The sequence below is a fragment of the Streptomyces sp. NBC_01197 genome (genome assembly GCF_036010505.1).
Lineage (GTDB): Bacteria > Actinomycetota > Actinomycetes > Streptomycetales > Streptomycetaceae > Streptomyces.
In genome coordinates, this window is record NZ_CP108569.1 from 5,570,093 (window position 1) to 5,582,131 (window position 12,039).

Here is a 12,039-nt window from a genome sequence, read left to right on the forward strand (position 1 = left end):
TCTACTCGTGGCCCGGCTGCGTGCCCCCGGCGGGTCAGGAGAGCGGCGGCGGTACGTACACCGGCGGCGGAGGCGTCACCGGGCGACGGCCGCGGGCCGCCACCAGCAGCAGCGCCGCCGCCACGAGCACCAGCAGCACCCCGCCCACAGTCAGCAGCCAGACCGCGACCCCGCCCACGGTCAGCAGTTTCTCCTCGTAGATCACCCGCTGGTAGGGCCGGTCGGACGCGGTGCGGCGCAGCACGTGGTCCCCGTTGATCCGGGACGGCAGGGGGAAGCTCTGCTCAAGCGCGGTCAGATACCGTTCCCCGTCCGCGAACCGGCCCAGCGCGCCGGTGGACGGGATCCGCCCGGCGTAGGTGACGACGGGCGGCAGCCCTCCGATGGTGCCCCGCGGCTCCATCCGGTGCGCGGCCAGCACGTACAGCCCCAGCGTCTGGGGGTTCCGTGCCCGCCGCGACAGCCGCATCGGATAGACCAGCCGGTCGCTGGCGAAGCTCAGCCGCAGCGGGTCGAGTACGCCCGCGAGCGTGCCGCCCCTGCGGTCGGGGGCCAGCCGCACCGCGACGTACTCCCACTTCCGGTCGACGTACGGCTTGAGGTCCTCCGGCATCCCGGCGGGCATCCGGAAGCCGTTCAGCCGGAGCCAGCTGTCCAGCGCCCTGGGGTCGGTGGCTGTCAGCCGGGCGACGTCGAAGGGGCCAAGCCGTTCGCGGCCGACGACCCCGACAGCGGGGGCGCCCGCGGGGCGCGCGGCGGCGGACGCGCCGTCACCACCGGACCCGGAGCCGAACGGCCAGTCGCCACCGTCCGGCCAGAAGTGGTCGCGGGTGCGGTGCACCGGCGCTGTGACCGAATCCAGGGCGTCGAAGAGCGCGTTGTCGCCGAGCGTGACCGTGGCCCGGTGCGGGACCGGCATGATCCAGGCAGCCTGCGCCGCGTTCCCCGCGACCGTCAGGCTCATCACGATCTGCTCGCTGTGACCGTCCCAGCGCACCGCCGACGTCTCCCGGTCGACGTTCAGCCGGGACGCCGGGTCGTGCACCAGCGCACCGCACCCGCAGGCGTACGCCGGTGCCACCAGCGATCCCAACTGCACCCCCAGCAGAGCGAGCACCACAAGGAGCGTTCGGCTCCGCAGCCTCCTCGCACGCAACGGCGCCCAAATCCCCCGCAGTCGCATCATCTGTCCCCGCATCCCCCGTGGCCTCTCCCCTTCGCCGTTCACCGTGCCGTGCCACCGTCCGACACGAGCACAGACGGCGTGCGGAGGGGGCCGGTTCCGGACAACCCTGCCGGCAGTCCGGCGCCCCTCAAGAAGGCCGTGGGTGGACGCCGCCTCAAGGGGCTCGCGGACCGCAGGGGCCTGCGCACCGGCGCGGGCAGTGCTTGAATGGCCCGGCTGGACAGGCCCAGGAGGCCCGTCACCGGCCGGCCGGGGCGACGATTTGGCAGCGGTGTCTCCGTACCCGCCAACGGTCTTCCTGACTGCGGCCCTTGGCCGGAACCACAGGGGCCGGGTCAGGTGAACAGGGGGTTGCCTGCGTCCCTGCTCCGGAGCAGTGCGAGTCTCTATCAGACAACAGGTACCGGGCATTCCCGGTGATGAAACGGGTGGAGGGCCGGCGCGGCGTGGCGAACGACGGGCACAGCGGAGCGCGGACTGCGGTGGGCGCAGGAGCGGGAATCGAGCGGGCACGGGCGGTGCTCTGGCTGGTCGTCGCGGCACTGGCGATCCGGCAGGTGGCGGCCATACTGCGGTTGCCGCCCAGCAGACGCCTCACCGACCTGGAGACGTGGACGGGCGCCGACGGTGTGCTGCACATCGGCGGACCGCTCTACGCGACCGGGAAGTTCACCGGGACCCCGTTCGCCGGTCTGGTACTGAAACCGCTGACCCGCTCCGCCGAGCAGAGCCTCGGTGTCGTCTGGACCTTCGGGTCGCTGCTGCTCGTCGTCGCCCTCGGCGTGGTCGCGGCGCGCGCGCTGCCGGGTGAGGTCTCCCGGCGTACGTCGCTGATCGCCGCCCCCGTCGCGATCAGTCTGCTGATGCTCTCGCTGCCGGTGCGCAACGCCTTCCACCTGGGCCAGACCAGCATCATTCCGGTGCTGCTCGTCCTGCTGGGGTGCTTCGCCGTACGGGACGAGCGCGGCTCCGGCGCGCTCATCGGGCTCGGGGCCGCGCTCCAGCCCACCGTGCTGCTCTTCGTGCCGCTGCTCTGGCTGACCGGCCGCAAACGCGCCGCGCTCTCCGCCGGCGCCGCCTTCGCCGTCTGTACCGCGCTCGCCTGGGCTCTGATGGCGCGTGACTCCTGGACGTACTGGATCCACCACGTGGCGGGAGCCGGCCTCGGCTCGCACCCGGACGGGCTCGCCAACCAGTCGATGCACGGCGCGCTGCTGCGCTTCGGGCTGCACGGGCCGCTGGAGATCGTGGCCTTCCTGGTCCTCGCCGCCGCGGTCTCGGTGCTCGCGCTGCGCCGCGCGGCGCGGTACGCGAAGGACGGGCAGCTGCTGCTCGCCGTCGCGGTGACGGGCTGCGCCGCGGTCGCCGTCTCGCCGACCGCCTGGCAGCACCAGCTGCTCTGGGTGCTGCTCGCGGTCGTCGGCCGGGTCGGCCGGCGCGTCGCCGACCGGATGGTCTGGCCCGCCGTGGTCGTGCTGGTGAGCACCCTGCCGGGCACGATGCTGCTGCCCAACATGGCGGCGCTGTACCCGGTACGGGACAACGCGGTGCTGCTGACCGCGCTGGCGGCGGCCTGCGCCGTGCCGTTCATGGGCAGCACCGCGCCCGGCTGGGACGCGGCGGAGCCCACCGTCCACGCGACACCCGTCCAGGCCCGCTGGAGCCGGGTCCCGCTGCTGCCGTTCTGGCGGCGGGTGCTGATCCGCCCCAATCTGCTGCTCGAACTCCTCGCGATCCGCGTCGGCTACTCGGTGTACTCGCACATCAGGGCCGCCGCGACCGGCGGCCGGTCGACCGCCGAGGCGCACGGCCGTACGGTCGTCGCGATCGAGAAGGCGCTGCACATCAACATCGAGCACTGGGCCAACCACGCGGTGGTCAAGGTCCACTGGCTCGAATCGTTCTTCGACTTCTACTACGAGTCGTTCCACTTCGTGGTGCCGCTGGCGATCCTCGCCGTGCTGTACGTCCGCCGCCCCAGCGACTACCGCTGGGCGCGTACGTCGCTCTCGTTCGCGACCCTTCTCGGCCTGGTCGGGTTCTACTTCTTCCCGCTGGCCCCGCCCCGGCTGATGCCGGGCCTGGGCTTCATCGACACGGTGCACGGGGTGCAGGACCTGGCGCACCCGGACTACGGCGCGATGACCGCGATGACCAACCAGTACGCGGCGATGCCCTCGCTGCACTTCGGCTGGGCGCTGTGGTGCGGCATCACCGTCGCCGTCCTGGTCCCGAAGCGCTGGATGAAGGCGGTCGCGCTGCTGCACCCGCTCTTCACGGTCAGCGCGATCATCGCCACCGCCAACCACTGGGTGCTCGACGCGATCGGCGGGGCGACGGTGGTGGCGCTCGGCTTCGGGCTCACCTATCTGCTGGCCGGCCCGCGTAAGCTGCTGGCGCCGCCGGGCGATGTGGCGACGAACGTCCCGGAGGGCATGACGAAGCGGGAGCCGAAGCCGGAGCCCGAGGCGGCCGGCGCCGGCTGACGGTTGACGGCGCCGGCTCCGGACCTTGCCCGGCGGCCGGTCAGCCGCGGTTCACCTGGAGTTCCTTGATCCCGTTCAGCCAGGCCGAGCGCAGCCGTCGCGGGTCAGCGGTCAGCTTCAGGTCCGGCAGTACGTCCGCGATGGCGTTGAAGATCAGGTTGATCTCCAGCACGGCGAGGGACTTGCCCAGGCAGAAGTGCGGGCCACCGCCGCCGAAGCCGAGGTGCGGATTGGGGTCGCGGGTGATGTCGAACTGCTCCGGGTTCTCGAAGACCTCGGGGTCGTTGTTGGCCGACGAGTAGAAGACGCCGACCCGCTCGCCCGCCTTGATCTGCTGCCCGCCCAGCTCCAGGTCCTGGGTCGCGGTGCGCTGGAAGGACACCACCGGGGTGGCCCAGCGCACGATCTCCTCGGCCGTCGTGTCGGGCCGGTCGGCCTTGTAGCGCTCCCACTGCTCGGGGTGCGTGAGGAAGGCGTGCATACCGTGGCTGATCGCGTTGCGGGTGGTCTCGTTGCCCGCGACCGCGAGCAGGATGACGAAGAAGCCGAACTCGTCCGACGACAGGTTCCCCTCGCCCTCCGCCGCGACCAGCGTGGACACGATGTCCTCGGCCGGGCACTCCTTGCGGTCCGCCGCGAGGTTCATCGCGTACGAGACGATCTCCATCGCGGCCTCGGTGCCGACCTCCTCCGTGATGGCGTACTCCGGATCGTCGTACGCCGCCATCTTGTTGGACCAGTCGAAGATCTTGGACCGGTCCTGCTGCGGTACGCCGATGAGTTCCGCGATGGCCTGGAGCGGCAGCTCCACCGCGATGTTGGTCACGAAGTCGAAGGAGCCGTCGTTCGCCGCGCCCGCCAGCGCGGTCTCGACGATCGAGCGCGCGCGGTTGCGCAGGGTGTCCTCCAGCGAGCGGATGGCCCGCGGGGTGAAGCCGCGCTGGACGATCTGACGGACCCGGGTGTGCTCGGGCGGGTCCATGTTGAGCATGATCAGCCGCTGTACGTCGATCTGGTCGCGGCTGATGGACTCGTTGAACCGGATGACGGCGGTGTTGGTGTTGGACGAGAGCAGTTCCGGGTGCGTGGAGACGTACTTGACGTCCGCGTGTCGCGTGACGGCCCAGTACCCCTCGTCGCCGAAGCCCGCGATCCCGGCCGGCTGGCTGCACCACCAGACCGGCGCGGTCTGCCGTAGCTGGGCGAACTCCGGGTGAGGGACCCGGGATTGGAGCAGATCCGGATCCGTCAAGTCGAATCCTTCGGGCAGATGGGGGCAGTGCATCGGCTCCTCCAACTCCAGGTCTGGCTGACTGTGTCCGGCCGCTGACCGTCTGACGACCCATCAGAAGTCGTCCGAAAGATAGTAACGAGTTCTACAAGGAGCAAGGGTTCCGGACGGAGTTGTTGCGCGCCGAGTGAGCGCGCGGCACCGCAAGACCCGTGCACGGGCCTTGCGTACCGGGGGTAGCACTCATAAGACTGCGCAGAGAACTAGAACGCGTATCAGTTCTTCCGCGCGGGCGCCGGGACGCCTCAGCGGACGTGGAGGAGAGGACGAGCTCATGGCCGCGGAACCCGTCATCGTCGAAGCCGTACGTACCCCCATCGGCAGGCGCGGAGGCGCCCTCGCCAATCTCCATCCCGCCTATCTGCTGGGCGAGACCTACCGTGAACTCCTGGGCCGCACCGCCATCCACGCCGACTGCGTCGAGCAGATCGTCGGCGGTACGGTCACCCACGCGGGCGAGCAGTCCATGAACCCGGCGCGCAACGCGTGGCTGGCCATGGGGCTGCCGTACGAGACGGCTGCGACCACCGTGGACTGTCAGTGCGGATCCTCGCAACAGGCCAGCCACATGGTGGCCAACATGATCGCGGGCGGGGTCATGGACATCGGCATCAGCTGCGGTGTCGAGGCCATGTCGCGGGTACCGCTGGGCAGCGGCTCCAAGCACGGTCCCGGCAAGCCCTTCCCCGACGAGTGGAACGTCGACCTGCCGAACCAGTTCGAGGCCGCCGAGCGGATCGCCCGGCACCGGGGGCTGACCCGCGAGAACGTCGACTCGCTGGGCCTCATCTCGCAGGAGCGGGCCGCCGCCGCCTGGGCCGAGGAGCGTTTCAAACGGGAGACCTTCGCCGTCCAGGTCCCCACCACCGAGGAGGAACAGGCCGCCGGGCAGGGCATGTGGCGCCTCGTCGACCGCGACGAGGGGCTGCGTGACACCACGATGGAGGGGCTCGGCCGGCTCAAGCCGGTGATGCCGGTCGCCGTGCACACGGCGGGGAACTCCTCGCAGATATCCGACGGCGCCTGCGCGATCATGTGGGCGTCCAAGCGGATGGCGCGTGCGCTCAAGCTCAGGCCGCGGGCGCGCATCGTCGCCCAGGCGCTGGTGGGTTCGGACCCGCACTTCCACCTGGACGGGCCGGTCGACGCGACGCGTGCGGTGCTCGGCAAGGCGGGGATGTCGCTCAAGGACATCGACCTCGTGGAGATCAACGAGGCGTTCGCCTCGGTGGTGCTGAGCTGGGCCAAGGTCTTCGAGCAGGATCTGGAGAAGGTCAACGTGAACGGCGGGGCTATCGCGCTGGGGCACCCGGTGGGGGCGACCGGCGCGCGGCTGATCACCACCGCGCTGCACGAACTGGAGCGCAGGGACAAGGAGTTCGCGCTGATCACGATGTGCGCGGGCGGCGCGCTGGCCACCGGGACGATCATTCAGCGGCTGTAGCGGACGGGGGCACGGGGCGGGCGGAGCCGGACGACCGGTCCGGCTCCGCCCTCACCTCGGTCCCGGCTTTCACCTCGGTCCCGGATTTCACCTCGAACCCGGCCTCCGCGTCGAAGGCCGCCCGCCGGGTCGCCCGGCGCAGCGCCTTCAGGAGGGCCGAGCCGACGACCAGGGTCAGGATGACGGTGACGGCCGCCCGCCCCAGGTCCCAGCCGAGCGAAGTGGCCGCGCAGTACGCGAAGAAGCGCGTCAGATTCGCCCCGACCGCGTCACCCGGATGGAAGGAGATCCCAGTGGAGAGCCCGCCGATGTAGGTCCAGCCCTGCAGGTTCATGACCGTGCCGTACGCGAAGGCCGCCGCGCAGCCGTAACCGGCGAGCATCAGCAACTCGGCCCGCCCGCGCAGCCGCCGGGTGCCCGGCAGCAGACCCGCGCCCATCGTGAACCAGCCCATCGCCAGCATCTGGAAGGGCATCCACGGCCCGACCCCGCCGGTCAGCAGGGCCGAGGCGAACATGGTGACCGAGCCGAGCACGAAGCCGAATCCCGGACCCAGCACCCGCCCGCTCAGTACCATCAGGAAGAACATCGGCTCAAGTCCCGCCGTGCCGGCGCCGAGCGGGCGCAGCGCGGCGCCCACCGCCGCCAGCACACCGAGCATCGCCACCGCCTTGGCGTCGAGACCGGCGTCGGCGATGGTCGCCACCACCACGGCCACCAGCAGCGGAAGCAGCGCGGCGAACAGCCAGGGGGCGTCCTGCGAGTGCGCGAGCCCGGACGCGGGGTCGGCGAGCAGCGGCCAGCCGAAGGCGAACACCCCGATCACCGTGATCAGGACGAGCGCGGCGACCGAGCGGGGCCCGAGCCCGATGGCCCTCACAGCGCCTCCCGCACCTGGGTCACCGTCAGCCAGTCCTGCGGCGCCAGGATCTTCGAGACCTGCGGTGCGAAGGACGGCGATGAGACCACGACCTCGGGCGTCGGCCCGTCCGCGACGATCTCGCCGTCGGCCAGGATGACGACCCGGTGGGCGAGTTCGGCGGCCAGTTCCACGTCATGGGTGGCGAGCACGATGGCGTGCCCGTCCCGTGCCAGCGTGCGCAGTATCCCGACCAGCCGGCCCTTCGCCGCGTAGTCCAGACCGCGCGTCGGCTCGTCGAGCAGGAGCAGCGGGGGACGGCCGGTCAGCACGATCGCCAGCGCCAGCGCGAGGCGCTGCCCTTCGGAGAGGTCACGCGGGTGGGTGGAGTCGGGGACGCCGGGGAGCAGTTCGCAGACGAGAGCCCGGCAGCTGCCGGTCTCCGCGCCCGCGTCCGCGTCGGCCGCCGCGCACTCGGCGGCGACCGTGTCCGCGTACAGCAGATCGCGCGGCTCCTGCGGTACGAGCCCGACCCGGCGGATCATCTCGCGCGGCGAGGTGCGGTGCGGGGTACTGCCGCCGACCCGGACCGACCCGGACGACGGCTCGTGCATCCCGACGAGCGTGCCGAGCAGCGTGGACTTCCCGGCGCCGTTGCGGCCCATCAGGGCGACCGTCTCGCCTGGCCGCACCGAGAGGGAGACCTGACGCAGTGCCTCGATCCGCCCGCGCCGCAGGCCGAGCCGGTCCGCGGTGGCGACCGGGGCGGCGGGCGGGGGAGCGGGCGGGTCCGTGCGGACGCGGCCGGACAGCCGCTCGCGCAGCGGCGCGGCGCGGCGCCTGGCGTCCCGTACGGACAGCGGCAGCGGATCCCAGCCCGCCAGCCTGCCCAGTGCAACGACCGGCGGGAACACCGGGGACGCCGCCATCACATCGGCGGGCGCACCGACGACCGGGCCCTCGCCGGGGCCGGGCAGCAGGATCACCTGGTCCGCGTACTGCACCACCCGCTCCAGCCGGTGTTCGGCCATCAGCACGGTCGTGCCGAGGTCATGTACCAGCCGCTGGAGGACGGCCAGCACCTCTTCGGCTGCTGCCGGGTCCAGCGCGGACGTCGGTTCGTCGAGCACCAGCACCTTGGGGTGCGGGGTCAGCACGGAGCCGATCGCGACCCGCTGCTGCTGGCCGCCGGAGAGCGTCGCGATCGGCCGGTCGCGCAGCTCGGTGAGGCCCAGCAGATCGAGGGTCTCCTCCACCCGCCTGCGCATCACGTCCGGGGCGACCCCCAGCGACTCCATGCCGTACGCGAGCTCGTCCTCGACGGTGTCCGTCACGAAGTGGGCGAGTGGGTCCTGGCCCACCGTGCCCACCAGGTCGGCGAGTTCGCGGGGTTTATGGGTCCGGGTGTCCCGGCCGTCGACGGTGACCCGGCCGCGCAGCACCCCGCCCGTGAAGTGCGGCACCAGACCGGACACCGCGCCGAGCAGTGTCGACTTGCCGACACCGGACGGGCCGACGAGCAGCACCAGCTCGCCTTCGGGCACGGTCAGGTCGACCCCCTGGACGGCGGGCCCCCGGGCATCGGCGTAGGTGACCGAGACCTGTTCGAACCGGATCACTTACACCCTCCTCTTTCTCGGTACGGGGGCCTCCGGTACGGGGGCTTCCGGTACGGGCGCCACGAAGGCCGGGGCCAGTCCGATCAGCACGGCGGCGGCCGGCCACAGCGGCAGCACCGGTGCGACCAGCGGGACCACACCGGGGTGCAGCGCCGCCGTGTCGCGGGCACCCGCCCAGATCATCAAAGCGGCGACCGCGACCCCCGAGCCCGCCACCAGCCAGGCGCGCGGACCCCAGCGGTCCGGCCGGTAGCGCGTCCGCACGGACCGGCGGCCGCCCAGCCTGAGCCCGGCCAGCGCGGCCAGCAGCCCCACGCCGAGCACCGGCAGACCGTACGAGGCTCCCTCGGCGGCCAGCAGGCCGTACGTCCCCGCGCAGACCCCGAGCAGTCCGCCCAGCGTCAGCACCGTCGTGGTGTGCCGGACCGCACGCGGCACCTGCGCCGTCCTGCCGTACCCGCGCGCGTCCATCGAGGCCGCGACGGCGACCGACCGCTCCAGGGCGCCTTCCAGCACCGGCAGCCCGATCTGCAGGACTGCCCTGACCCCGCCGGTGGGTCGGCCGCGCAGCCGCCGCGCGGTCCGCAGCCGCACCACGTCGGCGACCATGTTCGGCGCGAAAGTCATCGCGACGACGACGGCCACCCCGACTTCGTACAGGGCGCCCGGCAGGGACTTGAGGAGCCGGGCCGGGTTGGCGAGCGCGTTGGCAGCGCCCACACAGATCAGCAGGGTGGCCAGCTTGGCGCCGTCGTACAGCGCGAACACCAGCTGCTCCGCGGTCACCCGGCCACCGACCCGCACCCCCTGCGCCCAGTGCGGCAGCGGGAGTTCCGGCAGCGTGAACAGTGTGTGCGAGCCGGGCACCGGGGAGCCGAGCACGACCGAGAACACCAGCCGGATGCCGATGACGAACAGCCCGAGCCGCACGAAGGTGCCGTACGAGCGGGCCCACGGCGCGTCCGTGCGCCGGGCCGCCACCACATAGCCCGCCACGCCCACCAGCAGGCCGAGCAGCAGCGGGTCCGTGGTGCGGGACGCGGCGGTGGCGAGCCCGAGGGCCCACAGCCACCAGGCCCCCGCGTGCAGGGCGTTGCCGCGGCCGACGGCAGGGGCGCGGAGCGACACCGTCATCCGCTGTTGCGCCTGCGGCGCGCCTGCCACACACCGGCCGCGCCGAGCACGACCACCGCGGCGATCCCGCCGACGAGCCCCGCTGAGGGCCCGCCGCTGTCGTCCTGCGGGGCGCTGCCGGCCTGCTGCTCGTGGCCTCCGCCCTTCTGAGTCTGCGAGACCTGCTCGCCGCAGCCCGTCCTGGGAAAGCCCGCGATCGAGCAGAGCAGCGCTTCGCTGTTGTAGCGCAGCGGTCGGGCGACGGCGGCGAGCGCCTCGGCGCTGGTCGCGTCGCCGCCGACCCGCGCGCACACGGTGCGTTCGGCCGGCGGCTTCTCGCCGTCCGGTGCGTCGGCCACCGTACCGAAGTCGATGACCAGCGCGATTCGCTTGGAGCCGCCCTTGGCCGGGGTTTTGGCGCAGACGCCGTCGAAGGTGAGGGGGGTGCCCCGCGCCGGGACGCGCGGCTTGCTCGCGTCCTGGGAGTCCGCGCTGACCGCGAACCGGAATCCCTGTACGTCCCCGTCGGCGGGCCGGGCCGTCGACGGGCCCTGGGTGGCGTACTGCCAGCCGCTGCCCGAGCGGTCCCAGAACGACCAGTACCGGTACCCGGCGGCCTGCGCGGGAGCCGCCCCGAAGGCGGTGAGCGCGGTGAGTGCCGCGCCCACCGCGACAGCCAGGGCGATCAGCCGGACGGAACCGGTCCGCACGGGGTGCGTACGGGGTGGTGCCGGGAGGGGTATCGGGCTGCGCATCAGCCCTGCCGCTTCCTGCCGCGCGTGCTGATCAGGAAGCCGCCGCCGATTCCGGCGATCAGGCCGACGCCGATGATCCACCAGACGCTGATGCCCGAACTGTCGCTGTCCTGCTTCGAGTCGGCGGCCTTCACCGAACCGGCGGGGGCGGGGCCGGTCGCGTTGAGCTGCTTGACCAGGTCCGCGCCGCCGAAGTCGTGCGGGTCAATACCGTTCGCACGGGCCGCGAAGATCAGCTGGGCGTACGCGGCGGGGCCACTCTGCCTGGCCCATCCCGCAGCGTGCTGCTCCAGCCAGGCGAGGGGCTGCCTGGCCTGCGCGATGAGGCCGTCGGCGCCGAGCGCGGTCACCGCGTCGGCGGTGTTGCCGTAGTCGGGCTGGTCCTCAGCGCCCGGCATCGCGGACTTCAGATAGGCCTTCCCCGCGGTTGCCCCGGCGAGGTAGGTGGCGCCGTTGTGCGCGGTCTGGGCGGGCGTCGAGGCGTTCAGGCAGCCGGTGCCGCCGGCGTCCTTGCCGCCGGGGCCTGGTGCCAGACCGGCGCCCAGCGCGCCCAGCACGGCGGCGCCCGTCGCATCGGCGTTCGCGTACAGCTTCCCGGACTTCTTGTCGGGCTGGTAGGCGAAGCCGCCGCCGCCCTCCTTGGCGTCGCACGGGATCGAGAGCGAGACCAGCACCTTCTTGGCCTTGGCCGTCGGCTCCCCGGCAAGGGCGAGCGTGCCGATCACCACGGATGTGGAGTTCGCGTCACTCGCGCCGCCGGGGTTGTAGCTCCAGCCGCCGTCCTTGCCCGCCACCGACTTCAGCCAGCCGACGCCCTTCTTCACGGCGGCGTCGTGCCCGCCGAGCACCTTCAGCGCCTGCACGGCGGCCGCGGTGGCGTTGGTGTCCAGGAGTTCCTTCGCCCCGCACGGCTTCGTCACGTCGGCGCGGAAGGAGGTGAAGGCGCCGTTGGCGCACTGCTGGCCGGTCAGCCAGCCGACGGCTTTCGCGGCGGGGCGGACCCCGGTGGCGTCCTGTGCGATCAGCGCGAGGGACTGCCGCCAGACCCCGTCGTACTTGGGGTCGGTCTTGCCGTACAGGCCGGAGGGGAGCACCGGGGACGGTGAGGGCGACGGCGAGGAGTCGGCGAAGGCCGTCGGCGCAGCGGCCGCGCAGAGTACGGCGGATGCGGCGAGCGCGGTGACGCTGCGGCGAAAGGTCATGGCGAGCGGGGCCTCTCCTGCGGGGAAGCCGGGACACGGGCCCACTCAGGCACCGGGGCTCCGGCTCCGTATACCTCGACGGTG

Annotated in this window: 9 protein-coding genes; 2 read left to right on the top strand and 7 right to left on the bottom strand. The window is 72.5% G+C overall.

The window, feature by feature from the left end; genetic code table 11:
* Window positions 1–34: 34 nt before the first annotated feature.
* Window positions 35–1,183, bottom strand: coding sequence for a DUF2330 domain-containing protein (locus OG452_RS25665; protein WP_442810169.1), 1,149 nt, complete (start codon window positions 1,181–1,183; stop codon window positions 35–37).
* A 422-nt stretch (window positions 1,184–1,605) separates the two neighbouring features.
* On the opposite strand from OG452_RS25665, the gene OG452_RS25670 reads away from it, so the two are divergent.
* Window positions 1,606–3,672: a bifunctional glycosyltransferase 87/phosphatase PAP2 family protein gene (locus OG452_RS25670; RefSeq protein ID WP_442810089.1), complete on the top strand. Its 2,067-nt coding sequence runs from the start codon at window positions 1,606–1,608 to the stop codon at window positions 3,670–3,672.
* A gap of 40 nt (window positions 3,673–3,712) precedes the next feature.
* Here OG452_RS25670 and OG452_RS25675 read toward each other — a convergent pair whose 3' ends face one another.
* Complete coding sequence (locus tag OG452_RS25675; protein WP_327297928.1) at window positions 3,713–4,957, bottom strand: cytochrome P450; 1,245 nt, start codon at window positions 4,955–4,957, stop codon at window positions 3,713–3,715.
* A gap of 280 nt (window positions 4,958–5,237) precedes the next feature.
* Here OG452_RS25675 and OG452_RS25680 point away from each other — a divergent pair, with 280 nt between their 5' ends.
* Entirely contained in the window at window positions 5,238–6,407 is a 1,170-nt protein-coding gene (locus OG452_RS25680; protein ID WP_327297929.1) for a steroid 3-ketoacyl-CoA thiolase, read from the top strand.
* Here the strand turns inward: OG452_RS25680 and OG452_RS25685 are convergent.
* From OG452_RS25685 to OG452_RS25705, 5 genes are read right to left on the bottom strand one after another with little or no spacing between them, the layout of a single operon-like run.
* Window positions 6,391–7,320: an ECF transporter S component gene (locus tag OG452_RS25685; RefSeq protein WP_327299777.1), complete on the bottom strand. Its 930-nt coding sequence runs from the start codon at window positions 7,318–7,320 to the stop codon at window positions 6,391–6,393. The genes OG452_RS25680 and OG452_RS25685 overlap by 17 nt on opposite strands.
* The gene (locus OG452_RS25690; protein WP_327297930.1) at window positions 7,284–8,885 is read right to left on the bottom strand and encodes an ABC transporter ATP-binding protein; all 1,602 of its coding nucleotides are present in this window, start codon (window positions 8,883–8,885) and stop codon (window positions 7,284–7,286) included. The genes OG452_RS25685 and OG452_RS25690 overlap by 37 nt, the downstream gene beginning before the upstream one ends.
* Window positions 8,886–10,019: an energy-coupling factor transporter transmembrane component T gene (locus tag OG452_RS25695; protein ID WP_405560732.1), complete on the bottom strand. Its 1,134-nt coding sequence runs from the start codon at window positions 10,017–10,019 to the stop codon at window positions 8,886–8,888.
* Complete coding sequence (locus tag OG452_RS25700; RefSeq protein ID WP_405560730.1) at window positions 10,016–10,753, bottom strand: SCO2322 family protein; 738 nt, start codon at window positions 10,751–10,753, stop codon at window positions 10,016–10,018. The genes OG452_RS25695 and OG452_RS25700 overlap by 4 nt, the downstream gene beginning before the upstream one ends.
* Entirely contained in the window at window positions 10,753–11,955 is a 1,203-nt protein-coding gene (locus tag OG452_RS25705) for a prenyltransferase/squalene oxidase repeat-containing protein (RefSeq protein WP_327297931.1), read from the bottom strand. The genes OG452_RS25700 and OG452_RS25705 overlap by 1 nt, the downstream gene beginning before the upstream one ends.
* Window positions 11,956–12,039: the final 84 nt, after the last annotated feature.

Coding starts and splice junctions, on each gene's coding strand:
- OG452_RS25665 (WP_442810169.1), bottom strand. CDS start 1,183: ATGCGACTGCGGGGGATTTGGGCGCCGTTGCGTGCGAGGAGGCTGCGG.
- OG452_RS25670 (WP_442810089.1), top strand. CDS start 1,606: ATGAAACGGGTGGAGGGCCGGCGCGGCGTGGCGAACGACGGGCACAGC.
- OG452_RS25675 (WP_327297928.1), bottom strand. CDS start 4,957: ATGCACTGCCCCCATCTGCCCGAAGGATTCGACTTGACGGATCCGGAT.
- OG452_RS25680 (WP_327297929.1), top strand. CDS start 5,238: ATGGCCGCGGAACCCGTCATCGTCGAAGCCGTACGTACCCCCATCGGC.
- OG452_RS25695 (WP_405560732.1), bottom strand. CDS start 10,019: ATGACGGTGTCGCTCCGCGCCCCTGCCGTCGGCCGCGGCAACGCCCTG.
- OG452_RS25700 (WP_405560730.1), bottom strand. CDS start 10,753: ATGCGCAGCCCGATACCCCTCCCGGCACCACCCCGTACGCACCCCGTG.
- OG452_RS25705 (WP_327297931.1), bottom strand. CDS start 11,955: ATGACCTTTCGCCGCAGCGTCACCGCGCTCGCCGCATCCGCCGTACTC.